This is a genomic window from Microbacterium kyungheense, from assembly GCF_006783905.1.
Lineage (GTDB): Bacteria > Actinomycetota > Actinomycetes > Actinomycetales > Microbacteriaceae > Microbacterium > Microbacterium kyungheense.
Genome location: NZ_VFPE01000002.1, coordinates 755,483 through 781,819, shown reverse-complemented (window position 1 = coordinate 781,819; position 26,337 = coordinate 755,483). Strand labels below are relative to the sequence as shown.

Here is a 26,337-nt window from a genome sequence, read left to right as displayed (position 1 = left end):
GCCTGCGGCACACCTCATCCTTCACAACCCTTCCCGCGGTCGACCTGTGGGCGGCCGCAGAGAGAGACGATCATGCAGATCCTCGACGCCGTCGACGCGGCTTCGCTCCGCTCCGACATCCCCACCTTCGGGGCAGGTGACACCGTCAAGGTGCACGTCAACATGCACCGGAGGGCAACCCGCTCCCGCATCCAGGTCTATCCAGGGCGTCGTCCATCGTCCGCTCGGGTGACGGTGTGCGCGAGACCTTCCACGGTCCGCAAGATCAGCTTCCAGGTATCCCTGGCGTCGAGCGCAACCTTCCCGGTGCACTCCCCGGGTCATCGACCATCATCGAGGATCGTGGACCCCGCGGTAGACGTCCCGCCCGCGCCAAGCTCTACTACCTGCGCAACCTCCGCTGGCAAGAAGGCCAAAGATCCAAGGAGAAGCGCGACAACTGACGCATCAGCGCAGCTCACCGAAGCCCCGGACCCGTGGTCCGGGGCTTCGTCGTTCCCGGTCGCGCACACCGGGACGTGCAGGAAACCGGCCCGGCAGGTGTGTCACCACAGTGAAGCACGGGGCATCTCCTACTGTCCATCTGAGATCCTCCGCTGAGCGCCGACTGTCACGGCGAGCCCGTCTTCAATGTGGTGGACACACTCCGGGCCGTTCCTGCACGTCCAGGTGGGCGCGCCGGGAAACGACGAAGCCCCGGAACCACGGGTCCGGGGCTTCGGCCTGCGCTGCGCGATGCGTCCGTTGTCGCGCTTCTCCTTGATCCTTGGCCTTCTTGCCACTGGAGGTTTCGCCGCAGGTAGTAGAGCTATGGGCGCGGCGGACGTCACCGCGGGGTCACGACCTCGATGTGGTCGATGACCGGGGAGTGCACCGGGAAGGTGCGCTCGACGCCCGACCTGGAAGCTGATCTTGCGGACCGTGAAGGTCTCGCGCACACCGTCACCCGAGCGGCCGATGACGACGCCCTGGAAGACCTGGATGCGGGAGCGGTTGCCCTCGGTGATGTTGACGTGCACCTTGACGGTGTCACCTGCCCCGAAGGTGGGGATGTCGGAGCGGAGCGAAGCCGCGTCGACGGCGTCGAGGATCTGCATGATCGTCTCTCTCTGCGGCCGCCACAGGTCGACCGCGGGAAGGGTTGTGAAGGATGAGGTGTGCCGCAGGCCTTCGGCGTGACGCCGTCCAGCTGGTTCCCCTGAGGCAGAACCGGTCAGGGCAACAAACAACCATTGTGCCACGGATGCCGCGCCCCGCCAAAACGCCTCAGTCTGCGGAGGGCGCCTGCTTCTCGGTGATCACGATGACCTCGCGGTCGGCGGCGTCAGGTGCGCCCATGCGCTCCTGCGGCGGCGGGAGGTACGCGACGCCCTCGCTGGTGTGCAGGACGACGCGCGACGGGCGCGCTTCGCTCCACAGCTGCCACAGCGCCAGCCAGAACAGGCCGACGCCCACGACGATGGCGACGACCATGACGGGCGCCACCAGGACTCGACGAAGAACCCCAGCGAGATGACCAGGCCGTGCCACACCGTGAAGCCGAGCACGTCCCACCACGACGCGGCGCGCTGCGCACGGACCGTCCCCCGCGCGCGGACCAGGAGGGTGAGGAGCAGCTGCCACACGAAGACGCCCGGGATCGCGAGGAACAGCACCCACAGGAACGCCCAGCCGCCGGCGTTGAACACGGCCCATCCGACGAGCAGCCACAGCGGAAGCAGGAAGGCTGAGGGGATCAGCCAGCCGAAGAACGCGCGACGCAGCCACATGCTCCGATGCTACGCCGGTGCCGGTCGGGGCGGCACCGCTCCTGCGCGCCGCGGAGGATCCTCCCAGCCAGAGGCCCGTCAGCCCGGCAGAATGGAACGCGGACGAGAGGACACCACATGATCGAGTTGCGCACCCCTGCCGAGATCGAGGCGATGAAGCCCGCCGGGCGATTCGTCGCCGAGACGCTGGCGACCCTGCGCGACGAGACGAAGGTGGGCACGAACCTCCTGGCGATCGACCGCCGCGCGCACGATCTGATCCGCCGCGCCGGTGCGGAGTCGTGCTACATCGACTACCACCCCTCGTTCGGCGCGAGCCCGTTCGGCAAGGTCATCTGCACGTCGGTGAACGACGCCGTCCTGCACGGGCTGCCGTTCGATTACGCGCTGCGCGACGGCGACCTCGTGTCGCTGGACTTCGCCGTATCGGTGAACGGCTGGGTCGCGGACTCCGCCGTCTCGTTCGTGGTCGGCACGCCGCGTGACGAGGACCTCGCTCTCATCGACACGACGGCGCGGGCTCTGGATGCCGCCATCCGGACGGCGACCGTCGGCCACCGCATCGGAGACATCTCCGCCGCGATCGCGGCCGTGGCCCACGGTGACGGCTACTCGATCAACACCGACTTCGGCGGTCACGGCGTCGGCCGCATCATGCACGGCGACCCGCACGTGCCCAACGACGGAAAGGCCGGCCGGGGCTACCCGCTGCGCGCCGGGCTCGTCGTCGCCCTCGAGCCGTGGTTCCTGCAGACGACGGACGAGCTGGTGACCGACCCCGACGGCTGGACCCTCCGCTCGGTGGACGGGTCGCGCGGCGCGCACGCCGAGCACACCGTCGCGATCACCGAGGACGGCCCGATCGTCCTGACGGACCGCTCCTGGCTCGGCGTCGACTGACGCTTCTGCCTCGCCCGGCGCCTTCTGCGCGCCGCGTCAGGTGCGCAGCTCCGCGCGCGGGGCGTGCGCCGGTGTGGGCGCGGCGGCGAGCGCGGCGAGCGACGCCGCGACCGAGTGATCGACCTCGCGTTCGACGCGGGGATGCTCGCTCAGCACGATGAGCGACTTCGCCGCCAGGCGCACGGTGTCGCCCGGACGGACCAGGGCGGAGTCGGCGCGCTCCCCCGCGGTGTCGATGACGACCTCCCAGTCCGGGCTGTACTCGACCACGGGGATCCGGAAGTCGATGATGTCGTCTCCGGCGTTGAACAGCACGATGAAATGGCGATCTCGGATCGCCTCGCCGCGCCGGTCCTTCTCTCGGATGCCCTGGCCGTTGAGGAACACGCCGACCGCGCGACCGAACCCCGAGTCCCAGTCGTCGGGCTGCATGAGCGTGCCGTCGGGCCGGAGCCACGCGATGTCCGAGAGCGGGGCGCCGACGTCGCGGTGCACCGGGCGTCCCTCGAAGAACCGCCGCCGCCGGAACGTGGGGTGGTCCCGCCGCAGCCGGCTCATCGCCGCGGTGAACTCCAGAAGGGGAAGGTCAGCCGCCTCCCAGTCGATCCAGGTGACATCGTTGTCCTGCGCATAGCCGTTGTTGTTCCCCTGCTGCGTGCGCCCGAGCTCGTCGCCGTGCAGCAGCATGGGCACCCCCTGGCTGAGCAGCAGCGTCGCGAGGAAGTTCCGCTGCTGCCGTGCGCGCAGGGTCAGCACCGCCGGGTCGTCCGTGGGTCCTTCGACCCCGTAGTTGTCGGAGCGGTTGTCATCGGCGCCGTCACGGCCGTCCTCGCCGTTGGCGTCGTTGTGCTTCTCGGCGTACGACACGAGGTCTCGCAACGTGAATCCGTCGTGCGCCGTGACGAAGTTCACGGATGCCACCGGGCGGCGCCCCGAGTGCTCGTAGAGGTCGCTGGATCCGGTGAGGCGGGAGGCGAACTCGCCGAGCGCCTGCGGCTCGCCGCGCCAGAAATCGCGGACGGTGTCGCGGTACTTGCCGTTCCATTCGGTCCACTGCGGCGGAAAGTTGCCCACCTGGTAGCCGCCGGGGCCGACGTCCCAGGGCTCGGCGATCAGCTTCACCTGCGACACGATCGGGTCCTGCTGGACGAGCTCGAAGAACGTCGACAGCCGGTCGACGTCGTAGAACTCGCGCGCCAGCGCCGATGCGAGGTCGAACCGGAACCCGTCGACGTGCATGTCGACCACCCAGTACCGCAGCGAGTCCATGATGAGCTGCAGGGAGTGGGGGTTGCGGACGTTGAGGCTGTTGCCGGTCCCGGTGTAATCGGTGTAGTACCGCTTGTCGTCGTCGAGCTTGTAGTACGCGGCATTGTCGATCCCGCGCATCGAGAGCGTGGGGCCGAGGTGATTGCCTTCTGCCGTGTGGTTGTAGACGACGTCGAGGATCACCTCGATGCCGGCGGCGTGCAGGGCGCGCACCATCCCCTTGAACTCCTGGACCTGCTGGCCGCGGTCGCCGGTGGCGGCGTATCTGTTGTGCGGGGCGAAGTACGAGATCGAGTTGTAGCCCCAGTAGTTCGAGAGGCCCTTGCCCTGCAGGATCGCGTCGTCGACGAACTGGTGGACCGGCATGAGCTCGATCGCCGTCACGCCGAGCTTCGTCAGGTGCTCGATGATCGCCGGGTGCGCGACGGCGCTGTAGGTGCCGCGCATCTCGTCGGGGATGGCGGGATGCCGCATCGTGAGCCCGCGGACGTGCGCCTCGTAGATCACCGTCTCGGCGTAGGGCGTCCCCGGCCGCCGGTCCCCCGCCCAGTCGAAGAACGGGTTGATGACGACGCCCTTCATCATGTCGGCGGCGGAGTCGTCGTCATTGCGGGAGTCGGGGTCGCCGAAAGTGTACCCGTACACGGGCTGCCCCCACTCGATGGCTCCTTCGACGGCCTTCGCGTAGGGATCGAGCAGCAGCTTGGCGGGGTTGAAGCGCTGCCCGCTGCCGGGGTCGTAGGGACCGTGCACGCGATAGCCGTAGCGCTGGCCGGGCTGGATGTTCGGCACGTACGCGTGCCACACGAACGCGTCCACCTCAGCGAGGTCGAGGCGCGACTCCGCGCCCCGCGTGCCGAACAGGCAGAGCTCGACCCGCTCGGCTCCCTCGCTGAACAGCGCGAAGTTGGTTCCGCTCCCGTCGAAGGTCGCCCCGAGCGGGTATGCGGATCCTGGCCACGTGTGCACGCACGTCCTCCTCGCGTCGGGTCGCTACACCCTACCGAAGCGCGACGGGGCAACGGCGGTGGCCCGCCCCGAGGGTGTCGTGGTGCGATCCGCCGATGTGGACGGCGTCCCTGCCGATGAGAAGTCGTGCGGCGCGTCGACGGCACGGCGAACCGCCGCCACCACCCGGTCGACCTCTTCCGGCGTGTTGTAGACGGTGAAGCTCACGCGACAGCTCGCCGCCGGTTCGAGGCCGAGGTCGTGGTGGGCCAGGGTCGCGCAGTGACAGCCGGCGCGCGATTCGACACCCTGGGCGTTAAGGGCGTGCGCGATGGCGAACGGGGAGCGGCCCTCCACGGTGAAGGCGACCAGCGGGGTCCGATCCTCCCCCACGGACGCGCCGTGGATCCGCAGCCCCGCGATCGTGGACAGCCCCTCCATCGCCTGCCGGGTGAGGGATGCCGCATGCCCCGCGACGATCGCCATCGCGGCGTCGACCGCACCGGGCTCGAGCGGGTCGTCGGTGCGGAACCACGCCCGCGTCGGGTCGGCGCCCACGAGGTCGACGATGAGGCGCAGCGTCTGCGCCGAGGCGATCACGCCGAGGATGTTGGGCGTGCCCGCGGAGAACTTCCATGGCAGATCGTTGTACTCGACCCGGTCGGGGAACACCTGCCCCTCCGCGATCATGTCGCCGCCGTACAAGAAGGGCGGAAGCGTCTCGCGCAGGTCCTCCCGCGCGTAGAGCACGCCGACGCCGAAGGGCGCCAGCAGCTTGTGGAACGAGAACGCGACGAAGTCGGCTTCCATCTCCTGCACGTCGACGCGGGAGCTCGCGAACCGCTGGGCGGCGTCGACGAGGAGCAGAGCGCCGACGCGGCCGTCGGGCTGCACGTAGCCGCCGGCGTCGGCGATCGCGCGCACCTGGTCCAGCGGCGGCTTCGTGCCGAGGAAGTTCGATCCGCCGGTGCAGCAGACGAGCTTCGTGCGCGCATCCACCAGTTCCGCCAGGTGCGCGAGATCGAGCTCGCCGCTCTCGTGGTCGAAGCGCGCAAGCCTCACCTCCACGTGGCGTCCGAAGCGCGGCAGGATCTCGCGGCACATCGCATGCCAGGGCACGTAGTCCGAGTTGTGCTCCATCAGGGTCGTGACGACGTTGTCGCCGTCGCGGAAGTCCGCCAGGAGCGAGTACATCACCGCGTTGATCGCCTCGGTGGTGCTGCGGTGCATCGAGAGGGTGCGCCGGGACGGCGCGTTGATCCACGCGGCGATCGTGTCGAAGGAGGCCTCGAACATCTCCGTGGTCCGGATGGAGGCATCCGACTGTCCGCGGTGGACGTTCTCGTACGTCTCGGACAGGTCGCGCAGCAGTTCGAGCACAGCCAGCGGCGGCTGGGTGCTCGCGGCGTTGTTGGTCACGATGCGGTCGCGCAGCGAGAACGCGAACTGAGAGCGGATCAGCTCGAGCTCGCGCGAAGCGAGTGTCCCCATGCACCAGAGAATCCTCTCCTTCGGCGGACGGGACAAGAGGCCTTCGGCGCGCGGCCCGCACGCCGGGGCGCGGGCCGCGCTCGTCCGTTCTCACGTCGCGTGCCGCACCGCTGTGATCGAAACGTTCGTTCGAGGTAACCCTGGGCGGTCCGGGGGTGAAACACCCCGCTCGTAGCGTCGGGCCTACCGAGACATCCGCCCCACGAGGAGGAGCCATGGCCCATCGCGACCGTGTCGACAGCCGGAAACACGACGCTGACACCGATGCAACATCGCCCGCGTACCGTGACGACATGAGCACCCTGCCCGCCCTCGGCACGCACGTCGTGGTGGTGGGCGCGGGCATGGTGGCGCACCGGTTCGTCGAGAGCCTGCTCAGCCGCGCCGACGAGCGCTGGCACGTCACGCTGATCGGCGAGGAGGACCGTCACCCGTACGACCGCGTCGGGCTCACCGGGTTCTTCGCGGGGGCATCGACCGACGACCTCACGCTCGACCGCTCGTTCTTCGACGACGAACGCCTCCGCTTCCTGCGGGGTGACGCCGTGGTGCGCGTCGACCGCAGCGCTCGGCGCGTGACGACGAGATCCGGGCTCAGCGTCGGGTACGACCGGCTCGTCCTGGCGACCGGATCGTACGCCGCACGTCTCGCGGTCGACGGCTTCGGCCTCGACGGCTGCTTCGTCTACCGGACACTCGACGACGTCGAGAGGCTCGAGGAGTTCGTGCAGCGGCGCTCGGCGCAGCTCGGCCGCCGGCTCACCGGCACCGTGATCGGCGGGGGGCTGCTCGGGCTGGAGGCGGCCGGCGCGCTGCAGGGGCTCGATGTGGACTGCACCGTGGTGCAGTCCTCGGATCGGCTCATGTCCGCACAGCTGGACCTGCCCGCAGGCGGGGCGCTGCGCCGGCTCATCGAGTCGCGGGGCATCGCCGTCAAGACCGAGGCCATCACGACCCGCCTCGACCCCGACCGGACCGGCCAGGTGACCGGGCTGGAGTTCCGGGACGGGTCCTACGAGCGCACCGACGTGGTCGTGTTCACCGTCGGCGTCCGGCCCCGCGACGAGCTCGCGCGCTCGGCCGAGCTCGACGTGCATCCCCGCGGCGGTGTGCTCATCGACGGCGGCTGCCAGACCTCCGACCCTCGCATCCTCGCGATCGGCGAGGTCGCGAACTACGACGGGCAGTGCGTCGGGCTCGTCGCACCGGGCTACGCCATGGCGGAGGTCGCGGCGACGCGGCTCCTCGGGGGCGAGGCATCCTTCCCGGGGTACGACCTCTCGACCAAGCTCAAGCTCTCGGGCGTCGACGTCGCGAGCTTCGGGGACGCCTTCGCCGAGACCCCGGGCGCCCTCGACGTCGTGTACGCCGACCCCGTCGCGGGCGTGTACAAGAAGCTGGTGCTGTCGGACGACGCGAAGACCCTGCTCGGCGGCATCCTCGTCGGCGACGCCTCGGCGTACGGCTCACTGAGGCCTCTCGTCGGCGGCGCGCTGGGCGGAGACCCCGCGGCTTACCTCATGCCCGAGGGCGGCGTGGCCGCACCGACCGGCGAACTGCCCGACGACGCGCTCGTGTGCTCGTGCAACAGCGTCAGCGCGGGTCGCATCCGCCACGCCGTGCACGAGGAGGGCTGCACCGACGCCGGCGGCGTCAAGGCGTGCACGAAGGCGGGTGCCGCGTGCGGCTCGTGCCTCACCATGGTGAAGAAGCTCGTGGGCGCCGAGCTCGCCAAGACCGGCGCGACGGTGAGCAACGCCCTGTGCGAGCACTTCGACCTGTCGCGACGTCAGCTCTTCGACGCCGTCCGGGTGTCGGGCCTGCGCACCTTCAGCGCCGTCATCGAGCGGTTCGGCGTCGGCCGCGGCTGCGACATCTGCAAGCCCGCGCTGGCGAGCATCCTGTCGACCCTCGTCGGCGGCCACGTCCTCGATGGCGAGAACGCGACGTTGCAGGACACCAACGACCACGTGATGGCGAACCTGCAGAAGGACGGCAGCTACTCGGTCGTGCCGCGCATCCCCGGTGGCGAGATCACTCCGGAGGGGCTGCTCGTGATCGGGCAGGTCGCGCAGGATTTCGGGCTGTACACGAAGATCACCGGCGGCCAGCGCATCGACCTGTTCGGGGCCCGTCTGGAGCAGCTGCCCGACATCTGGAAGCGGCTGGTGGATGCGGGTTTCGAGTCCGGGCACGCCTACGGCAAGTCGCTGCGCACCGTGAAGTCGTGCGTCGGCTCGACCTGGTGCCGGTACGGCGTGCAGGACTCGGTGGGCATGGCCGTGCAGCTGGAGCTGCGCTACCGCGGGCTGCGCTCGCCGCACAAGCTCAAGCTCGGTGTCTCGGGCTGCGCCCGCGAGTGCGCCGAAGCCCGGGGCAAGGATGTCGGGGTGATCGCGACCGAGGCCGGGTGGAACATGTACGTCGGCGGCAACGGCGGCTTCACCCCGCGTCACGCGGTCCTGCTGGCCGAAGGCCTGAGCGACGACGAGCTGCTGACCGCGATCGACCGGTTCCTGATGTACTACATCTTCACCGCCGACCGCCTGCAGCGCACGGCGCCGTGGTTCGAAGAGCTCGACGGCGGCATCGAGGGGCTGCGCGAGGTCATCTTCGACGACAGCCTCGGCATCTGCGCCGACCTCGACACCGCGATGGCCGCGCACATCGGCACGTACGAGGATGAATGGGCCGCGACGCTCCGCGACCCCGACAAGCTGCGGCGCTTCGCCTCGTTCGTGAACGCCCCCGCCACGCCCGATCCGTCGCTCGCCTACGTCGCCGAACGCGGTCAGCCCCGTCCCGCCACCGCCGAGGAGCGCGGCGACGGCGGCGTCCTCATCGCCGGAACGACCCTGGAGGTGCGCCGATGACCCTCATCGACCCGCAGACGACCGCGCACGTCGCCCCGCCCGGCTGGGTGCGGGTGTGCGCACTCACCGACCTCGAGATCGAGCGCGGCCGGGCCGCCCTGCTCGGGGGCACGCAGATCGCGCTGTTCCTCACCCGCGGCGCGGACGGCCGCGACGGCCGGGTGTACGCGGTGTCGAACTTCGACCCATTCAGCCGGGCGAACGTCATCTCGCGCGGCATCGTGGGCACCCGTCAGGACGCGCCGACCGTGGCCTCGCCGATGTTCAAGCAGGTGTTCGACCTCCGCACCGGGATCTGCCTCGACGCGCAGGGCAAGGATCCGGTGAACCTGCACGTGTGGCCGACCGCCGTGGCCGACGGCATGGTCCTGGTGCGCTGGGACGAGCCCGCCGACGGGAGCGCACCGTGACCGGGCGCGTCCACCTGATCGGCGGCGGCCCCGGCCCCATCGACCTCATGACGGTCCGCGCGTGGCGCCTCCTCACCTCGGCCGAGGTCGTCGTGATGGACCGGCTCGGGCCGACCGATCTGCGCGGCGAGCTGCGGCCGGACGCCGAGGTGATCGACGTCGGAAAGCTGCCGGGGCACCACCCGGTCCCGCAGGACGAGATCAACGCGCTGCTGGTGGACCGTGCCCGCGCGGGCAACCAGGTCGTCCGGCTCAAGGGCGGGGACCCGTTCGTCTTCGGCCGCGGCGGCGAAGAGGTGGCGGCGTGCCTGGCCGCCGGCATCCCGGTCGACGTCGTCCCCGGAGTCACGAGCGCCGTGGCCGTGCCCCAGGCCGCGGGCATCCCGGTCACCCACCGCGGCGTCGCAACCGCCGTGCACATCGTCCACGGCCAGGGACCGGTCAGCGCATCGACCGTCGCGGCGCTGCGCGACCCCGAGGTCACCACCGTGATCCTGATGGGGGTGAGCGCGATCCCCCGCATCGTCGCGGATGCGCTGCGCGCAGGCGTCGACGCCGACCGTCCGGTGGCGATCGTGGAGCGCGGTCACCACCTCGACCAGCGGACGACGCGCACTACGCTCGGGAGGGCGGTGCTGGATGCCGGGCGCACCGGCATCCGCAACCCCGCGGTCATCGTGGTCGGCGACGTCGCCCGCGCCGAACTGCTGCTTCCCGCGCACGAGATGACAGGTGACACCGTCCGTTGAGCTCCACCACCCGCCCCACTCTGTCGGCCGCGCTCGATGGCTGCACCGTCGTCATCGCGGTCGATCGGCGATCCTCTGAGCTGTCGGCCGCGCTGGAACGGCACGGCGCCGTCGTGCGACAGGCGCCGGCGCTGACGATCGTGCCGCACATCGACGACGACGCGCTGATCGCCGCGACGCGGTCGCTGATCGCCGCGCCGCCCGACATCGTGGTCGCCACGACAGGCGTCGGGTTCCGCGGCTGGATCGAGGCGGCGGACGAGGCGGGTCTCGCCGACGAGCTGCATGCGGCGCTCGCCGGAGCGCGGATCGTCGCACGCGGGCCCAAGGCGCGCGGGGCGATCCAGCAGGCGGGGTTCACTGCGGACTGGGTGGCCGAGTCCGAGACGTCCGCAGAGCTCGGCGAGTATCTCCTCGCGGAAGGTGTCGCCGGTCACCGCGTCGCGGTGCAGCACCACGGCTCGGGCGCCGACGGTCTGGACGAGCTGCTCGGGGATGCCGGCGCCGACGTCGTGAGCCTCACGGTGTACCGCTGGGGTCCGCCGCCCGACCCCGCGGTCGTCGCGCGGTCGGTGCTCGCCGCGGCACAGGGCGAGGTGGACGCGGTGCTCTTCACGTCGGCTCCCGGCGCGGCGGAGTGGATGGCCGCGGCCGCCCGGGAGGGTGCGCAGGAGGCCATCGTCGACCGCACCAGGCGAGGACGCCTGCTGCTGGCGGCCGTGGGGCCGATCACCGCAGGACCCCTGCAGGACGCCGGAGCCGAGCCCCTCATCGCCGAGCGCGGTCGCCTCGGCGCCCTCGTGCGTGCCGTCGTGTCGCATTTCGGCGGCGGGCACGCCGACGCGCTGCAGACGGGCGCAGGACGCCTCGAGCTGCGCAGCGCAGGCGTCGTCCTCGACGGCCGTCACATCCCGCTGTCGCGGACGGGTGCCGACCTGATGGCGGCGCTGTTCGATGCGGGCGGCGGCGTGGTCTCACGTCAGCGGCTGCAGTCCGTGCTCCCCCGCTCGGGTGAGAACACCCATGCCGTCGAGATGGCGGTGGCACGGCTGCGCGAGGCTCTCGGCACGCCCGATCTGGTGAAGACCGTCGTCAAGCGCGGTTACCGGCTGGACGTCGTCGATCCGGTGTGAGACCGCGGCCGCTCTTCTCGCGGACGCTCAGTCCGTCGCCGCGACGTCGGCCCCTTCGAGCAGGTCCGGGCGATGCGCCTGCGTGCGTGCCAGGCTCTGCTCGCGCCGCCACGCGGCGATGGCGCCGTGATTGCCGCTCAGGAGCACCGGCGGCACCTCCAGCCCGCGCCACTCGGCAGGCTTCGTATAGCTCGGGTACTCCAGCATCCCGAGCTCGTGGGACTCCTCGACGAGGCTCTCGGGGTTGCCGACGACACCGGGGATCAGCCGCGAGACAGCCTCGATGACGGCCATCGCGGCCACCTCGCCGCCGTTGAGCACGTAGTCGCCGAGGCTGACGAGACGCACGCGACCGCGGGCGGCGTAGTGGTCGACGACCCGCTGGTCGATGCCTTCGTAGCGTCCGCACGCGAACACGAGGTGCTGCTCCTGCGCCAGCTCGCGCGCGAGCGGCTGCGAGAACAGCTCCCCCGCGGGCGACGGCACGAGCAGCACGGCGTCCTCGCTCAGCACGGCATCCAGCGCCTCGCCCCACGGCTCGGGCTTCATGACCATGCCGGCGCCGCCGCCGTAGGGTGTGTCGTCGACGGTGCGGTGCCGATCGTGGGTCCAGTCCCGCAGGTCGTGGACGTGCATGTCGAGGATGCCGCGGTCGCGCGCCTTGCCGATGAGCGAGACGCCGAGGACGTCGAAGAACGTCGGGAAGATCGTGACGATGTCCACGCGCATGTTTCGAGTCTAGAAGGCCCCCGTGTTTCGGACGTGTGACGGGTCCCCCACCTCGGCACCGCGGGGTCGTGATCGAGAAGTGACGGAGAGGTAACCGCGCGGCTCGACCGGCCGAAACACCCGCTTTCTAGCGTGGACGCACACTCACCCGCATCGTCGGTCCACCAGGAGGCGCCATGACCACGACCGTGACCCCGTCCACGCCGGATGCCGCTGCCCCGCCCCTCAGTCCGCTCACCCGGCGCCCCGGCCGCTGGATCGACGGCTGGAACGCCGAGGATCCCGCGTTCTGGCAGGCCGAGGGCCGGGCGATCGCCCGGCGCAACCTCGGCTGGTCGATCTTCGCCGAGTTCCTCGGGTTCATCATCTGGCAGCTGTGGAGCATCGTCGTCGTGATGCTGCCGGCGGCGGGCTTCACGCTCTCCAGCTCCGAGGCCTTCTGGCTGATCTCGCTGCCGAGCCTCGTCGGCGCCACACTCCGCTTCCCGTACACGTTCATGGTCGCGGTCTTCGGCGGCCGCAACTGGACCATCGTGTCGGCGGGCCTGCTGCTCATCCCCGCGGTGCTGCTCGGCATCGTCGTCTCCAACCCCGACACGCCGTTCGGCGTGCTGCTGGTGGTCGCGGCGCTCGGCGGCGTCGGCGGCGGCAACTTCGCGAGCTCGATGGCCAACATCACCTACTTCTTCCCGCAGAAGGAGAAGGGATGGGCCCTCGGCCTCAACGCCGCCGGCGGCAACCTCGGCACCTCCGTCGCGCAGTTCGCGGTGCCCATCGTCGTCACCATCGGCGCCGCGTCGACGCTCAACATCTCGCTGGCGGGCTGGATGTGGGTGCCACTGATCCTCGTCGCGATGTTCGGCGCATGGCGCTACATGGACAACCTGTCGTCGGCCAAGGCGGACTTCGGCAGCTCGGCGGCGGCGCTGCGCGAGCCGCACCTGTGGGTCATGGCGCTGCTGTACATCGGCACGTTCGGCTCGTTCATCGGCTTCGCGAGCGTGTTCCCCAAGCTGATCGCCGATCAGTTCCCGGAGTACTCGACCATCCAGATCGGCACCGCGTCGATCACGCTCGCCTTCCTCGGAGCGCTCGTCGGCTCGCTCGCCCGCCCGTACGGCGGACGCCTCGCCGACCGCTTCGGGGGCGCCCGGGTGACCGTGTGCGCGTTCGCTGTCATGGCCGTCGGCGCCCTGGCGCTCATCTGGACCATGCAGCTGCACAGCTTCGTGGTGTTCCTCGCCTGCTTCCTCGTGCTGTTCGCCGCGACGGGCATGGGCAACGGCTCGACGTATCGCATGATCCCCAGCATCTTCGCGGCCCGCTCGCAGGCCAGGGGCTACGCGACGGGCACCCCCGAGGCGACGAAGATGCTGCGCAAGTCGGCCGCGGCCCTGGGCATCATCTCGGCCATCGGCGCGTACGGCGGGTTCCTCGTGCCGCAGGTGCTCAACGCGTCCCAGCTGGCGACCGGCGGCTACACGGCGGCCTTCGTCGGCTTCGTCGCCGGCTACGTCGCCCTGCTGCTGGTGACCCTGTTCGTCTACGTCGTCCCGCGCGCGTCGCTCGCCATGCAGCGCATCTGACCCCACCGCGCCACGACGGGAGTGGATGCCTCGGCCCGAGGCATCCACTCCCGTCTTCGTGCGCCCACCGTGCGTGCCCGGCGCGCCGGGGTGAGGCCCGCCGCCGGAGCAGTGCCGCGTCAGTAGACGTCGCGCACGTAGCGGGCGTCGGCGGCGAGGGTGCGCAGGTACTCCCCGGCGGCCTCCTCGCCGAGACCGCCGTGCTGCTGTGCGATCGTGGCGAGCGTCGCCTCGACGTCCTTGGCCATCCGGCTCGCGTCGCCGCACACGTAGAGGTGCGCGCCGTCCTGCAGCCAGCGCCACAGGCGGGCACCGTGCTCGAGCATGCGGTCCTGCACGTAGATCTTCTGCCGCTGGTCGCGCGAGAACGCGACGTCCAGGCGTGTCAGGAAGCCGTCGTCGTGCATCGCGACGAGCTCGTCGCGGTAGTAGAAGTCGCTCGCCGCGTGCTGCTCGCCGAAGAAGAGCCAGTTGCGGCCGGTGTGGCCGTCGGCGCGCCGGTCGTGCAGGAACGCGCGGAACGGCGCGACCCCCGTGCCCGGGCCGATCATGATCATCGGGGTGTCCGGTGCCGCGGGCGGCCGGAAGGCGGGCGTGCGCTGCAGGTACACCGGGGCGACCCGAGATGCGCCGTCCGCGAGGAATGTCGAGCACACGCCGCCGCGCGCCCGGCCGGACTCGGTCTCGAAGCGCACGACCGACACCGTGAGCTCGACGGTATCGGGGTCGGCCTTGGGGCTGGACGAGATGGAGTACTGGCGCGGCTGCAGGCGCTTGAGCACGCCTGCCCACTCCTCGGCCGACGCGCTCACGGGGAAGTCACGCACCAGGTCGATCGCCTGCTGGCTCCACAGGAACTGGTCGAGACGGCTCTTGTTCTCGCGCCGCAGCAGCGTCGCGAGCCTGCTGTCGCCGCTGCGCTCGGCGACGAAGCGCACGAGGTCCAGCGGTGTCTTGGTGATGTCCAGGCGGGTGCGCAGGGCGTCGGCGAACGTGCGCTCCTCGCCGTCGAGCTCGACGACGGCGCTCGGCGCGATCCCGGTGGCGTCCAGCCACTCGGCGACGACCGCCGGCGCGTTCGCGCACACGACGCCCAGCGAGTCGCCGGCCTCGTAAGCCGCGCCCGTGTCCGACAGGTCGAACGCGAACCGGCGCACCTCCTTCTGCGAGCCGGGGCCGCTCAGCAGGTCGTTGCGCACGAGCGACGCGTGCACCGGGTTGGCGCGCGAGAACAGGCGCTTGGCCGGCGCCGGCGTCGACACCGCGACGCTCGAAGAAGCGGATGCCGCGTCTTCGCCCCCTGCGTCGGCCAGAGTCGCGAGGATCTGGGTCAGCCAGGCGTCGCGCGGGGCGTCCGCATCGGGTTCGAGGTCGACGCGCTCCAGGAGCGCCGTCGCGCCGAGTTCGCCGAGCCTCTCGTCGAGCCGGCGGCCGTGGCCGCAGAAGTCGTCGTAGTTCGAGTCGCCCAGGGCGAGCACCGCGTACTGCAGGCCCGACAGCTCCGGTGCGTCCTCGGCATTGAGGTCGTGCCACAGCGACGCGGCGTTGTCGGGCGGGCCGCCGTCCCCGAAGGTCGAGGTCACCACCAGCAGCCGTCGCACCTCGGTCAGATCCGCGGCACGGAGCTCCGCCATGCTCCGGGCACGAGCGGCGATGCCGCGCGCGCCCAGTGCAGCGGTCGCCGCCGTCGCGAACTCCTCGGCGTTGCCGGTCTGCGATCCCCACAGCACGACGACCTCGTCGACCGGCGAACGGCCGGCCGCAGGCATCCCTCCCGCCGGGGCGCGCGAGAAGGCGCCCGCCAGCACGCCGTCGAACCACGCGCGCACGCGGTCGCCGAGGGGCGCCTCGGGCGGCAGCACGGGCACCTGCCCCGGGGCGAGCGTCACCGAGCGCACCATCGACAGGAAGCCGGCGAGGTAGGCGCCCTCGATGTCGGTGAGCTCCGGTGGGGTCACCGTCACCCCGGCGCCCACGAGCGTCGCCTCGACATCTGCGCCGTCGTCCGCCGCAGCCGGCGCGGGCCCGACGCGGCGCAGCGACACCGCCGCGTACTTGAACTCGGGCTGTGCCGACGACGGATCCACGGCGTCGTTCGTCACGGCGTTCACCGTCACGTACTCACCGTGCTCGTCGTTCCAGTGGAACGGTGCGAACAGGCCACCCTGCTGGACGCGGTCGGTGACGACGGCGGGGACCACGACACGTCCTCGCCGCGATGCGACTTCGACCTGGTCGCCGTCGGCGATCCCCTGCAACTCGGCGTCCACCGGGTTGACCTCCACGAAAGGCCCGGGATGCAGCCGGGCGAGCTTGTCGACCCGCCCGGTCTTGGTGAGCGTGTGCCAGTGATGCGGGAGCCGCCCCGTGTTGAGAATCCACGGGTAGTCGTCGTCGGGAAGCTCGGCGGCGTCGAGGTGCGGCCTCGCGAGGAACTGCGCACGCCGCGACGGCGTCGCGAAGGCCAGCCGGGGAACCGTGCCGTCCGCCTCGACGTGCAGGGTCTGGCTGATCCCGTCGTTGCGATACCGGATGGGATGCCGTACCTCGGGGTCGTCCGGCGGCGCCGGCCACTGCACCGGCGACTGCCGCAGCCGCTCGTACGTGACGCCGCGCACGTCCCAGCCGGTCTGCGGGTTGAAGAAGCCGCGGATCTCGTCGAACACCGCCTCGCTCGTGGCGAAGTCGAAGCCGTCGTAACCCATCGCTCGGCCGATCTGGCAGATCGTGAGCCAGTCGGGCTGCGCCTCGCCGGGCGCCGGCACGATCTCTGTGACGAGGGTCATCGTGCGATCGCTGCTGACGCTCACGCCGTCGGCCTCGACCCACAGCGTGGCGGGCAGCACGACGTCGGCGTACGCGGTGGTCGCCGTCTCGCCGTACACGTCCTGCACGATGACGAGCTCCGCCGTCTCGAGCGCCTCGATGACCGTGCGACGGTTGGCGACCGACGCGACGGGGTTGCTGCAGATGATCCAGACGGCCTTGATCTCGCCCTGTGCCGCGCGGCGGAACATGTCGATCGTCCCCGCGCCGGATTCCGCGCGGATCGAGCCGGGCGCGATCCCCCACTGCTCCTCGACGAACGCGCGGTCGTCCGCGCTGAAGACCGCGCGCTGACCGGGCAGCCCAGGGCCCATGTACCCCATCTCACGACCGCCCATCGCGTTGGGCTGGCCGGTGAGAGAGAAGGGGCCGCTGCCGGGCCGGCAGATCGCCCCGGTCGCGAGGTGCAGGTTGCAGATCGCGTTCGTCGACCACGTGCCGTGCGTGGACTGGTTGAGCCCCATGGTCCAGAGCGTCATCCATTCGCCGGCCTCGCCGATCCAGCGGGCAGCGGTGCGGATGTCGTCCTCGTCCAGCCCGGTGAGCTCGGCCACGTGCGCGGGCGGGTACTCCGCGATCAGGGCGGGCATGTGCTCCCAGCCCTCGGTGTGCGCCGCGATGAACTCCTCGTCGATGTCACCCGCCTCGACGAGCAGATGCAGCAGGCCGTTGAGCAGCGCGAGGTCCGTTCCCGGGCGGATCTGCAGGAACAGGTCGGCGCGATCAGCGGTGGCGGTGCGCCGCGGATCGACGACGATGAGCTTCGCTCCCTGCTTCAGCCGGTCGGCCATCCGCAGGAACAGGATGGGATGGCAGTCCGCAGTGTTCGACCCGATGACGAAGAACAGGTCGGCGCGGTCGAAGTCCTCGTACGACCCCGGCGGACCGTCGGCGCCGAGCGACTGCTTGTACCCGGTGCCGGCGGACGCCATGCACAGCCGCGAATTGGATTCGATGTGGATGCCGCGCAGGTACCCCTTGACGAGCTTGTTCGAGAGGTACTGCGCCTCCATGCTCATCTGCCCCGAGACGTACAGCGCGACGGCGTCCGGCCCGTGCTCGTCGACGATCGCACGCAGGCGGGCGGCGGCATCCCTCACCGCATCGGCGACTGGAGCGGGCGCCGCGGGTTCGCCCCGCGCGGGGCGAACGAGCGCCGACGTCAGCCGTCCCGGCGCTCGCATCAGCTCGGCGTGCGTCGCGCCCTTCGTGCAGAGCCTGCCCGAGTTCGTCGGGTGCGCGCGGTCCCCCGCGACCTTCGCGATGAGGAGCGGCTGCCCTGCACCGGCGTCGGCGGGCGTGACCGCGATGCCGCATCCGACGCCGCAGTACGAGCAGACGGTGCGCACGGGCTGCGTCGCGCCCGGAGCGGCGCTGTGCACATCGTCCAGTGCAGTGCCGGCATCACCCATGCCATCCAGGCTCGGGCATGGAGGTTCCGAAGCGTTTCCCGCCGTGTTTCCCGCAGATCACATCTGCTGCACGCGGCGGTCGGCCCGCGTGTGAAGAAGGCCAGCGTGTGAAGCGGGTCAGTCCTCGGTGTCGGCCTCGTCGGCCTGCTGCACCGCAGCGGGCGCCTCTTCGGCCGGCTCTTCAGGGAGGTCCTCGAACAGGCCAGGGGGCGGCGTGACGACGACGCGGCCGCCGGGGACGTCGACCTCGGGGACGATCGCCTTGACGAAGGGCACGAGCACCTCGTCATCGCCCACGCGGACGATCAGCAGATCCTGCGCCGGCAGGTGCTCGACGCGCGCCACGCGACCCACGACGGCGCCGTCGCGCACGACGTCGAGGCCGACGAGCTGGTGGTCGAACCAGGCGTCCTCCTCGTCGGAGGCGGACTGCGTGTCCTCGTCGATCCAGAGGATGGCGCGGATCAGCTCCTCCGCCGTGCTGCGGTCGTCGACGCCCTCGAAGAACGCGACGGGGTGACTGTTCATCCAGCGGAAGTCGCGGACCGTCAGCGGCTTGCCGTGCCACGGCGACGACTCGGGCACCTGGAGGGTGAAGGTCGCGCCGGGGACGAAGCGTCCGTCGGGGTCGTCGGTGTACAGCTCGAGCTTGATGGCGCCCTTGAGGCCGTGGGCCTTCACGAGCCGACCGACGCGCAGCTGCGTCTTGCCGGACGGCGGAGCGGCGTTCACGGGCTTGCGGGCGTCCTCGCCCGACCCCGTGGTGTCTTCGCCTGCCACCTCAGTCATCCGCCACGTCGACGCGCACGCGGCGGCCGTCGGCGAGGGCAGTGATGAGGGTGCGCAGGGCTTTGGCCGTGCGGCCGCCGCGCCCGATCACGCGACCCCGGTCATCGGGGTGGACGTGCACCTCGAGCACGTCACCGCGAGGCGACGTGGACGAGTCGATGCGGACGTCGCCGGGGTGATCGACGATCCCCTTGACGACGTGTTCGAGCGCGGCGGCGAGCAACGGATTACTCGGCGGACTCGGCGGCCTCGTCGGCCGCGTCGGTCGCCTCGTCGGCGGGAGCCTCGGCGGGCTCCTCGGCCTTCTTCTCAGCCTTGGGCTTGATGACCGACTTCTTCGAGGAGTCGGCCTCGAAGGCGGCCTTGTCCTCGCGGGTCTTCACGGTCGAGACCGCGTTCTTGTCACCCTTGAACTGGCCCCAGTCGCCGGTCAGCTTGAGGATGGCGAGCACCTGCTCGGTCGGCTGCGCGCCGACGGACAGCCAGTACTGCGCACGCTCCGAGTCGACCTCGATGAACGAGGGCTCCTCGGTCGGGTGGTACTTGCCGATCTCCTCGATGACACGACCGTCGCGCTTGGTGCGCGAGTCGGCGACGACGATGCGGTAGTAAGGCGCGCGGATCTTGCCCAGGCGCTTGAGACGAATCTTGACAGCCACGATTCTCCTGAATGTGTGGAAGGGAACGAACCTGTCGCCTGGAGCGTGGGGTGCACACCCGGCGGGAGCTCAGAGGAGGAACAGCACGCTGGATAGAGGGTCGAGCGCATGTTCCGACCCTCTATTGTGCCAGATGACGGCGCCGGGGACGAACCCGCTCGGCGTGCGGCATCCACATGCCAGACTGTGCCCATGACGGTGCCCTTCGCGACATCCGCCCGCTCGTCGGTGGGACTGGAGTGGGAGCTCATGCTGGCGGACGCCGAGACCGGCGACCTGATCGGGCAGGCGCCCCCGCTGCTGGCGGCGCTCGAGGAGGACTCGTCGCTGGAGCGGTACACCGTGACCGGCGAGCTGCTGACGAACACGGTCGAGGTCACGAGCGGGATCGGCGACACCGTCGCCGCCGCCGTCGACGACATCGCCGACGCGATCGCCGCCGTGCGCACCTACACCGATCCACACGGCGTCGACCTGCTGTGCGCGGGCAGCCATCCCTTCGCGCAGTGGTACGACCAGAGCGTCACCGACAAGACGCGCTACCACAAGCTCATCGAGCGGACCCAGTGGTGGGGACGCAACATGATGATCTGGGGCATCCACGTGCACGTCGGCGTCGACGACGTCAACAAGGTCTTCCCGATCATCAACGCCCTCGCCGTGTACCTGCCGCACCTGCAGGCGCTGTCGGCCTCGAGCCCCTTCTGGGCCGGTGAGCGCACCGGGTACGCGTCCAATCGGGCGCTGGTGTTCCAGCAGCTCCCGACGGCGGGGCTGCCGTGGCCGCTGCACGACTGGCGCGAGTTCGAGGGCTACCTCGACGACATGATCGGCACGGGTGTCATGGCCGACGCGACCGAGGTGCGGTGGGACATCCGTCCCGCGCCCCGCTGGGGAACCATCGAGGTGAGGGCCTGCGACGGCATGTCGACGCTGCCCGAGCTGGCCGCCGTCGCCGCCCTCGTGCAGGTGCTCGTCGAGCACTTCTCGCGCCGGCTGGACGAAGGGCTCGACCTCGAGACCATCCAGCCGTGGTTCATCCGCGAGAACAAGTGGCGCGCAGCCCGGTACGGCCTGGACGCCCGCGTGATCGTCGACCATCTGGGCACCCAGCGACCGGTCGTCGAGCACCTGCGCGAGACGCTGGAAGAGGTGGCCGACATCGCGACCGAGCTCAAGTGCGCGCGGGAGCTCGCGGGCATCCAGACGATCCTGACCGACGGCGCGAGCTACGCGCGGCAGCTGGCCGTCGCCGACGCGGCCGACGGCGACCTGCGCGAGGTCGTCCGACACCTGGTGGGCGAGTTCCGCTCCGGCCCGACACTGCGCGAGCACCTCGCGAACCTCGGACACTGATCCCGCGGATCCGGGATGCCAGAGCCCCCGCATCCCGGACGCGAAGGGTCAGCCGCGGCCGAGCATCTTCTGCAGCTCGGCGAGGTCGGCCTCGCTCGGCGCTCCCTGCGCACCGCCGGAGAGACCGAAGCCCGAACCGGTCGGCGTCTGCGGAGCCTGCCCGGCGATGCCGGCGTTCTCGGCGGCACGCTTGGCGGGGTTGCCCGAGCGCGAGCCCTTGGCCTTCTGCTGCTTGCCGCGCTTGGAGGACGCACCGGGGCGCCCGGCGCCCGGGATCGGCCCCATGCCGGGGATGTTCGGCACACCGCCGCGGGCGACGGTCTTCATCATCTTGGCGGCCTGGTCGAACCGCTGCACGAGCTGGTTGACGTCCGTGACGGTCATGCCCGAGCCGCGCGCGATGCGCAGGCGCCGGGATCCGTTGAGGAGCTTCGTGTTGCGGCGTTCCGCCGGCGTCATCGAGCGGATGATCGCCTCGGTGCGGTCGATCTCGCGCTCGTCGAAGTCGTCGAGCTGCTGCTTCATCGAGCCCATGCCCGGCAGCATCCCGAGCATCTTCTTCATCGAGCCCATCTTGCGCATCTGCTGCATCTGGGCGAGGAAGTCCTCGAGGGTGAACTGCTCGGTCGCGAGCTTCTCGGCGACCTTGAGCGCCTCCTCTTCGTCGAACGCCTGCTGGGCCTGCTCGATGAGGGTGAGGATGTCGCCGAGGTCGAGGATGCGCGATGCCATGCGGTCGGGGTGGAAGGCCTCGAGGTCCTCCAGTCCCTCACCCGTCGACGCGAAGATGATGGGCCGGCCGGTGACCGACGCGACCGACAGCGCGGCACCGCCGCGGGCGTCGCCGTCGAGCTTGGAGAGCACCACACCGGTGAAGTCGACACCGTCCTGGAAGGCCTTGGCCGTGTTGACGGCATCCTGACCGATCATCGCGTCGATGACGAACAGGACCTCGTCCGGGTCGGTCGCCTTGCGGATGTCGGCGGCCTGCTTCATGAGCTCGGCGTCGACGCCGAGGCGGCCGGCGGTGTCGATGATGACGACGTCGTGCTGCTGCCGGCGAGCGACCTCGACGCCGTCCTTGGCCACCTTGACCGGGTCGCCGACGCCGTTGCCGGGCTCCGGGGCGTAGATGGCGGCACCCGCGCGCTCGGCGACGACCTGCAGCTGGTTGACGGCGTTCGGGCGCTGGAGGTCGGCGGCGATGAGGAGCGGCGTGTGCCCGTCCTTCGCGAGCTGGCGCGACAGCTTGCCGGCGAACGTCGTCTTGCCCGAGCCCTGGAGGCCCGCGAGCATGATCACCGTCGGCGGGTTCTTGGCGAACTGCAGGCGGCGCTGCTCGCCGCCCAGGATCGCGATGAGCTCGTCGTTGACGATCTGCACGACCTGCTGCGCGGGATTGAGCGCGCGGTTCACCTCGTCGCCGAGAGCGCGCTCGCGCACCTTGGAGGTGAACTCCTTGACGACGGGCAGCGCCACGTCGGCGTCGAGCAGCGCGCGCCGGATCTCGCGGACCGTGCCGTCGACGTCCGCGGGCGTGAGCTTGCCCTTGGTGCGGAGGTTGCGGAAGGTCTCGGTGAGCCGGTCGGAGAGTGTGCCGAAAGTCGCCATGATGCCCTGATTCTACGCGAGCGGATGCCCGCACCCGCCGCCCGAGGCCTCAGGCCCCGTCGAGCTCCTGGAAGAGCGTCAGCTGCAGGCCCGCCGGACCCCGGAGCCGCGCGTTGAGCGAGCGCCACGGCGTCTCGCGAGGCGACGCCTCGACCCGGGCGCCGCCGGCCGCCAGCCGCTCCGCGACCGCTGCGGCGTCTTCGACCTCGAGCGCCACACGGATCTCGTCGCTCGGCGCGTCACCGTCGGTCTCGACACGGTCGATGAAGGCGACCTGCGCGGGATTGGCGAGCTCCAGCGTGGCCCGACCGGCGTCGAGGATCGCGACGCGGGCGCCGCCTTCTGCCTCGTAGGCCTCGGCCTGCGGCATCCCGACGACATCGCGGTAGAAGGCGAGCGCCTCGTCGAAGTCCGGTGCCGTCGCGACCACGCGAAGCTGACGCACCCCGGTCGCAGGCTGCGGACGCACCGCCTCGGCGGCGTCGGCGGCACGCGTCAGGAACCGCGCGAGCGACGTGCGCCCGGCCCCGTCATGCGCCCAGGCCTCGATCGCCGCGAGTACGGCGCCGCCCCACGCGGCTCCGGCGACCTCGGCGCGCACGCGGTCCGCGCCGCCGCGGGCGAATCGTGCTGCCGCGGCCCGGGCGACCCGGGCGCGCCGAAGGGCGGCGTCGCGTTCGTACTCCGCCTCGATCCCCATGGCGGCCGCGTTCACGATACCGAGCGCCAGGCTGTCGGGCGCGAAGTCGGCGGCGACGGTCTCGGCGGCACGGCGGACGTCCGCGGAGGCATCCGCACCGTCATCGCCTGCGAGGTGGGCCTCGAAGGCGACCAGACGCTCGTCGAGGCCCGCCCACAGCACGTCGGATTTCGACGAGAAGTAGTTGAAGAAGCTGGACCGGCTCACCCCGGCGCGGTTGGCGATGTCGACGATCGACGTCTGCTCGTAGCCCTGCTCCAGGAACAGCTCGCACGCGGCTTCGGCGATCGTCTCTCGCGACGACGCCTTCGGGCGCCCCGCGCGCGGCTCGGTGGACATGAAGCCACCCTATGACCCGCGTGCGATCCGCTCCTGCTCCCACTGCTCGCAGATCGTCCGGGCCGCGGGACCGTCCTCGTCGGGGACCACGACGATGAGCCGATGGTCGTGATCGCTGTACTGCACCAGGATGCGGATGCCGGCGTCGCCGAGCCGCCGGGTGAACGCGCCCAGCTGACCCGGGACGTCCTGCGCGAGCCGGACGCTCACGACAGGCGACGCGGTCACCGGTCCCAGTCCGGCCGCCTCGAGCGCGGCCGTGGCGCCCGGCACGTCGGTCACCAGGAAGTGGGCGAGGCCGCGTCCTTCGTGGACCCACACTCCCCCGCCCTCCACGCTGATGCCGGCACGCCCGAGAGCGTCGCCGAAGTCGGCGAGGGCACCGGGCCGGTCGGGCAGGGCGAGAGAGATGTCGGCCTCCTGGCCGTGAGCGATCGTCATGGCTGCACGCTAGCGAGGGAGTCGGACGTCGAGCCGGGATGTATTGTTGGACGCGATCCATCAATCGCCACAAGCGACGACGCGAAGGAGCACGATGCTCGACATCCAGACGGTCGGCCTCTCCCCCGATTACGTCCCGTACCTGGACGGCTGGGAGCTGCAGCGCCGCGTCCACGCCGGGGTGGTCGACGGGACTCGTCCCGACACCCTGCTGCTGCTCGAGCACGAACCGGTGTACACCGCCGGTGCGCGCACCGCGGCGCATGAGCGCCCGACCGACGGCACGCCCGTGGTCGACGTCGACCGCGGCGGGAAGATCACCTGGCATGGCCCCGGACAGCTCGTCGGCTACCCCATCGTGCGCCTGCACGAGCCCGTCGACGTGGTCGCCCACGTCCGGCGTCTGGAGGGGCTGCTCATCGACGCGCTGGCCGAGCACGGCGTCGACGGCTACCGCGTCGAGGGCCGCAGCGGCGTGTGGGTGCGCCGGCCGCTCGGCGAGGACAAGGTCGCCGCGATCGGCGTGCGCGTCCAGCGCGGCGTCACGATGCACGGCTTCGCGCTCAACTGCGCCAACACGCTCGCCGGGTTCCGCGGCATCATCCCATGCGGCATCACGGATGCCGGCGTCACGACGGTGAGCGAGATCCTCGGGGCCGACGTCACCCCACGCGACGTCGTCGGAACCGTGAGCCGCGTGTTCGAGGCCGAGTACGCGGGCGTGAGCGCATGAGCGCGTGCGGCAGCGGCGCGTCCGCGGCCGGCCAGGCGGCGGCATCCACCCCGTCCGCGGCGCCCGACGGACGCAGGCTCCTGCGCCTCGAGGTGCGCAACGCCCAGACGCCCATCGAGCGCAAGCCGGAGTGGATCAAGACGAAGGCGAAGATGGGCCCGGAGTACCAGGCCCTGCACTCGCTGGTGAAGACCGAGGAGCTGCACACCGTCTGCCAGGAGGCGGGCTGCCCCAACATCTACGAGTGCTGGGAAGACCGCGAGGCCACGTTCCTCATCGGCGGCTCGCAGTGCACGAGACGCTGCGACTTCTGCCAGATCGACACCGGCAAGCCCGCCGACTACGACACGGACGAGCCTCGCCGTGTCGCCGAGAGCGTCGTCCGCATGAACCTCCGCTACGCGACCGTCACCGGCGTCGCGCGCGACGACCTTCCCGACGGCGGAGCGTGGCTGCACGCCGAGACCGTGCGGCAGATCCACGCGATGAATCCGAACACCGGCGTGGAGATCCTCGCGACGGACTTCAACGGGGATCCGGCCCTCCTCGAGGAGGTGTTCGACAGTCGCCCCGAGGTGTTCGCGCACAACGTCGAGACGGTGCCGCGCATCTTCAAGCGGATCCGGCCGGCATTCCGCTACGAGCGCTCGCTCGATGTCCTGACCCAGGCGCGGGATGCCGGGCTCATCACGAAGTCGAACCTCATCCTCGGCATGGGCGAGGAGCCCGAGGAGGTCGTGCAGGCGCTGCAGGACCTTCACGACGCGGGCACCGACATCATCACCATCACGCAGTACCTGCGACCGTCGCCGCGCCACCTCCCGGTGGCGCGCTGGGTGAAGCCGCAGGAGTTCGTCGAGTTCAAGGAGGAGGCCGAGCGCATCGGCTTCCTCGGAGTGCTCGCCGGGCCGCTCGTGCGCTCGTCGTACCGTGCCGGACGCCTCTGGGCGCAGTCGATGCTGTCGAAGGGGCGCGAGATCCCCTCGCACCTCGCACACATCGCCGAGGACGTGCACGTCGACCGCGGTTTCGCGCAGGCGGTCTGAACCCGGGTCCCCCCGACCGGATGGCGGGTCGGTTCAGTCGGCGCTCGTGACCGACTGGACCGCCCCGTCGGAGTCCAGGTTCACCAGCAGGACGTCGTCGGTGGCGTCCGGATCGAGCGCGTACTCGAGGACCGCGAACGGGTCCGATCCGCCGTGCTCGTCGGCGAGGATCGTCATGCTCATGAGCTGCAGCGACCGGATGACGTCCATGTGGACGTCCCCCGAGATGTCGACGAGCACGTCCTCCAGCGCCTCGCCGAGCGCCTCCTGCTGCTGCAGGATGTATTCGGTCACCTCGCTGGTGCGGTCGTTGAGCTCGTTGACCATCGCGTTGCGCGCGCTCAGGTCGATGGCTTCGAGCGACGAGATGAGCGCCGCGGCGACGTCGAGCGCCGCGGGCGACACGTCGTCCTGGTCGGGCGCGGTGAGGTCGACCGTGACGGACTGATCCCCCAGCTCGACGTTCTCAGACCAGAAGATCGATCCGTCTGGGCCCGATTCGAGGAGTCCGAAGTAGTCGTGCTCGATCGCCATGACCCCATGAAACCGCACCCGGCCCTCCGGCGAA

22 protein-coding genes and 1 pseudogene are annotated in these 26,337 nt (G+C 70.7%); 10 read left to right on the top strand and 13 right to left on the bottom strand.

What is annotated here, in order from left to right; translation table 11 throughout:
- Positions 1-72: 72 nt before the first annotated feature.
- A complete protein-coding gene (locus FB391_RS10405; RefSeq protein WP_425462948.1) occupies positions 73-600 on the top strand; it encodes a 50S ribosomal protein L19 in 528 nt (175 codons plus the stop codon).
- Positions 601-746: 146 nt separating this feature from the next.
- On the opposite strand, the pseudogene rplS reads toward FB391_RS10405, so the two are convergent.
- Positions 747-1,097, bottom strand: a pseudogene (gene rplS, locus FB391_RS19945) (50S ribosomal protein L19); the annotation flags it as partial.
- A 169-nt stretch (positions 1,098-1,266) separates the two neighbouring features.
- Positions 1,267-1,473: a hypothetical protein gene (locus FB391_RS19940; protein ID WP_246093453.1), complete on the bottom strand. Its 207-nt coding sequence runs from the start codon at positions 1,471-1,473 to the stop codon at positions 1,267-1,269.
- Positions 1,474-1,886: 413 nt separating this feature from the next.
- Here FB391_RS19940 and map point away from each other — a divergent pair, with 413 nt between their 5' ends.
- Positions 1,887-2,669 carry a type I methionyl aminopeptidase gene (map, locus tag FB391_RS10390; protein ID WP_141894327.1) on the top strand — a complete coding sequence of 261 codons (783 nt, stop codon included), beginning with the start codon at positions 1,887-1,889 and terminating at the stop codon, positions 2,667-2,669.
- A 36-nt stretch (positions 2,670-2,705) separates the two neighbouring features.
- Here the strand turns inward: map and glgX are convergent, their stop codons facing one another.
- Both glgX and FB391_RS10380 read right to left on the bottom strand, forming a co-directional pair.
- Positions 2,706-4,907, bottom strand: coding sequence for a glycogen debranching protein GlgX (gene glgX, locus FB391_RS10385; RefSeq protein WP_141894326.1), 2,202 nt, complete (start codon positions 4,905-4,907; stop codon positions 2,706-2,708).
- 24 nt (positions 4,908-4,931) lie between these two features.
- The gene (locus FB391_RS10380; RefSeq protein ID WP_141894325.1) at positions 4,932-6,377 is read right to left on the bottom strand and encodes an aminotransferase class V-fold PLP-dependent enzyme; all 1,446 of its coding nucleotides are present in this window, start codon (positions 6,375-6,377) and stop codon (positions 4,932-4,934) included.
- Positions 6,378-6,670: 293 nt separating this feature from the next.
- Between FB391_RS10380 and nirB the strand changes: the two genes are divergently transcribed.
- Genes nirB through FB391_RS10360 form a run of 4 tightly spaced genes read left to right on the top strand, consistent with a single transcriptional unit; the run spans position 6,671 to position 11,542 of the window.
- A complete protein-coding gene (gene nirB / locus FB391_RS10375) occupies positions 6,671-9,250 on the top strand; it encodes a nitrite reductase large subunit NirB (protein ID WP_141894324.1) in 2,580 nt (859 codons plus the stop codon).
- Positions 9,247-9,660 carry a nitrite reductase small subunit NirD gene (gene nirD, locus FB391_RS10370; protein ID WP_141894323.1) on the top strand — a complete coding sequence of 138 codons (414 nt, stop codon included), beginning with the start codon at positions 9,247-9,249 and terminating at the stop codon, positions 9,658-9,660. The genes nirB and nirD overlap by 4 nt, the downstream gene beginning before the upstream one ends.
- Positions 9,657-10,409, top strand: coding sequence for a uroporphyrinogen-III C-methyltransferase (gene cobA, locus FB391_RS10365; protein ID WP_141894322.1), 753 nt, complete (start codon positions 9,657-9,659; stop codon positions 10,407-10,409). The genes nirD and cobA overlap by 4 nt, the downstream gene beginning before the upstream one ends.
- Positions 10,406-11,542, top strand: a complete 1,137-nt coding sequence (locus FB391_RS10360) for a uroporphyrinogen-III synthase (protein ID WP_141894321.1) — start codon at positions 10,406-10,408, stop codon at positions 11,540-11,542. Before cobA ends, FB391_RS10360 begins: the two co-directional genes overlap by 4 nt.
- Positions 11,543-11,569: 27 nt before the next feature.
- Here the strand turns inward: FB391_RS10360 and trmD are convergent, their stop codons facing one another.
- On the bottom strand, positions 11,570-12,271 hold the full coding sequence (gene trmD, locus FB391_RS10355) for a tRNA (guanosine(37)-N1)-methyltransferase TrmD (RefSeq protein WP_141894320.1): 702 nt from the start codon (positions 12,269-12,271) through the stop codon (positions 11,570-11,572).
- A 176-nt stretch (positions 12,272-12,447) separates the two neighbouring features.
- On the opposite strand from trmD, the gene FB391_RS10350 reads away from it, so the two are divergent.
- Positions 12,448-13,857 carry an MFS transporter gene (locus tag FB391_RS10350; protein WP_141894319.1) on the top strand — a complete coding sequence of 470 codons (1,410 nt, stop codon included), beginning with the start codon at positions 12,448-12,450 and terminating at the stop codon, positions 13,855-13,857.
- Between the two features lie 119 nt (positions 13,858-13,976).
- On the opposite strand, the gene FB391_RS10345 is transcribed toward FB391_RS10350, so the two are convergent.
- The 4 genes from FB391_RS10345 to rpsP all read right to left on the bottom strand — a co-directional run bounded on the left by FB391_RS10345 (position 13,977) and on the right by rpsP (position 19,543).
- Positions 13,977-18,095: a bifunctional nitrate reductase/sulfite reductase flavoprotein subunit alpha gene (locus tag FB391_RS10345; RefSeq protein ID WP_141894318.1), complete on the bottom strand. Its 4,119-nt coding sequence runs from the start codon at positions 18,093-18,095 to the stop codon at positions 13,977-13,979.
- 117 nt (positions 18,096-18,212) lie between these two features.
- Entirely contained in the window at positions 18,213-18,875 is a 663-nt protein-coding gene (gene rimM / locus FB391_RS10340) for a ribosome maturation factor RimM (RefSeq protein ID WP_425462953.1), read from the bottom strand.
- 1 nt (position 18,876) lies between these two features.
- On the bottom strand, positions 18,877-19,107 hold the full coding sequence (locus FB391_RS10335; RefSeq protein WP_141894317.1) for an RNA-binding protein: 231 nt from the start codon (positions 19,105-19,107) through the stop codon (positions 18,877-18,879).
- Between the two features lie 4 nt (positions 19,108-19,111).
- Entirely contained in the window at positions 19,112-19,543 is a 432-nt protein-coding gene (rpsP, locus tag FB391_RS10330; protein WP_141894316.1) for a 30S ribosomal protein S16, read from the bottom strand.
- A 192-nt stretch (positions 19,544-19,735) separates the two neighbouring features.
- Between rpsP and FB391_RS10325 the strand changes: the two genes are divergently transcribed.
- Positions 19,736-20,899: a glutamate--cysteine ligase gene (locus tag FB391_RS10325; protein ID WP_141894315.1), complete on the top strand. Its 1,164-nt coding sequence runs from the start codon at positions 19,736-19,738 to the stop codon at positions 20,897-20,899.
- A gap of 48 nt (positions 20,900-20,947) precedes the next feature.
- On the opposite strand, the gene ffh is transcribed toward FB391_RS10325, so the two are convergent.
- From ffh to FB391_RS10310, 3 genes are read right to left on the bottom strand one after another with little or no spacing between them, the layout of a single operon-like run.
- Complete coding sequence (gene ffh, locus FB391_RS10320; protein ID WP_141894314.1) at positions 20,948-22,510, bottom strand: signal recognition particle protein; 1,563 nt, start codon at positions 22,508-22,510, stop codon at positions 20,948-20,950.
- A gap of 49 nt (positions 22,511-22,559) precedes the next feature.
- Positions 22,560-23,549: a TetR family transcriptional regulator gene (locus tag FB391_RS10315; RefSeq protein ID WP_141894313.1), complete on the bottom strand. Its 990-nt coding sequence runs from the start codon at positions 23,547-23,549 to the stop codon at positions 22,560-22,562.
- A gap of 9 nt (positions 23,550-23,558) precedes the next feature.
- The gene (locus tag FB391_RS10310; RefSeq protein WP_141894312.1) at positions 23,559-23,990 is read right to left on the bottom strand and encodes an ACT domain-containing protein; all 432 of its coding nucleotides are present in this window, start codon (positions 23,988-23,990) and stop codon (positions 23,559-23,561) included.
- 55 nt (positions 23,991-24,045) lie between these two features.
- Between FB391_RS10310 and lipB the strand changes: the two genes are divergently transcribed.
- Both lipB and lipA read left to right on the top strand, forming a co-directional pair.
- Positions 24,046-24,723, top strand: coding sequence for a lipoyl(octanoyl) transferase LipB (gene lipB / locus FB391_RS10305; RefSeq protein WP_281286430.1), 678 nt, complete (start codon positions 24,046-24,048; stop codon positions 24,721-24,723).
- Complete coding sequence (gene lipA, locus FB391_RS10300) at positions 24,720-25,769, top strand: lipoyl synthase (protein ID WP_141894310.1); 1,050 nt, start codon at positions 24,720-24,722, stop codon at positions 25,767-25,769. Before lipB ends, lipA begins: the two co-directional genes overlap by 4 nt.
- 33 nt (positions 25,770-25,802) lie before the next feature.
- Here lipA and FB391_RS10295 read toward each other — a convergent pair whose 3' ends face one another.
- Positions 25,803-26,303 carry a DUF2004 domain-containing protein gene (locus FB391_RS10295; RefSeq protein ID WP_141894309.1) on the bottom strand — a complete coding sequence of 167 codons (501 nt, stop codon included), beginning with the start codon at positions 26,301-26,303 and terminating at the stop codon, positions 25,803-25,805.
- Positions 26,304-26,337: the final 34 nt, after the last annotated feature.

Excerpts from the sequence above, each read along its gene's own strand:
- FB391_RS10405 (WP_425462948.1), top strand. The coding sequence starts at position 73 with ATGCAGATCCTCGACGCCGTCGACGCGGCTTCGCTCCGCTCCGACATC.
- FB391_RS19940 (WP_246093453.1), bottom strand. The coding sequence starts at position 1,473 with ATGGTCGTCGCCATCGTCGTGGGCGTCGGCCTGTTCTGGCTGGCGCTG.
- map (WP_141894327.1), top strand. The coding sequence starts at position 1,887 with ATGATCGAGTTGCGCACCCCTGCCGAGATCGAGGCGATGAAGCCCGCC.
- FB391_RS10380 (WP_141894325.1), bottom strand. The coding sequence starts at position 6,377 with ATGGGGACACTCGCTTCGCGCGAGCTCGAGCTGATCCGCTCTCAGTTC.
- nirB (WP_141894324.1), top strand. The coding sequence starts at position 6,671 with ATGAGCACCCTGCCCGCCCTCGGCACGCACGTCGTGGTGGTGGGCGCG.
- nirD (WP_141894323.1), top strand. The coding sequence starts at position 9,247 with ATGACCCTCATCGACCCGCAGACGACCGCGCACGTCGCCCCGCCCGGC.
- trmD (WP_141894320.1), bottom strand. The coding sequence starts at position 12,271 with ATGCGCGTGGACATCGTCACGATCTTCCCGACGTTCTTCGACGTCCTC.
- FB391_RS10350 (WP_141894319.1), top strand. The coding sequence starts at position 12,448 with ATGACCACGACCGTGACCCCGTCCACGCCGGATGCCGCTGCCCCGCCC.
- FB391_RS10345 (WP_141894318.1), bottom strand. The coding sequence starts at position 18,095 with ATGGGTGATGCCGGCACTGCACTGGACGATGTGCACAGCGCCGCTCCG.
- FB391_RS10325 (WP_141894315.1), top strand. The coding sequence starts at position 19,736 with ATGACGGTGCCCTTCGCGACATCCGCCCGCTCGTCGGTGGGACTGGAG.
- ffh (WP_141894314.1), bottom strand. The coding sequence starts at position 22,510 with ATGGCGACTTTCGGCACACTCTCCGACCGGCTCACCGAGACCTTCCGC.
- FB391_RS10315 (WP_141894313.1), bottom strand. The coding sequence starts at position 23,549 with ATGTCCACCGAGCCGCGCGCGGGGCGCCCGAAGGCGTCGTCGCGAGAG.
- FB391_RS10310 (WP_141894312.1), bottom strand. The coding sequence starts at position 23,990 with ATGACGATCGCTCACGGCCAGGAGGCCGACATCTCTCTCGCCCTGCCC.
- lipA (WP_141894310.1), top strand. The coding sequence starts at position 24,720 with ATGAGCGCGTGCGGCAGCGGCGCGTCCGCGGCCGGCCAGGCGGCGGCA.
- FB391_RS10295 (WP_141894309.1), bottom strand. The coding sequence starts at position 26,303 with ATGGCGATCGAGCACGACTACTTCGGACTCCTCGAATCGGGCCCAGAC.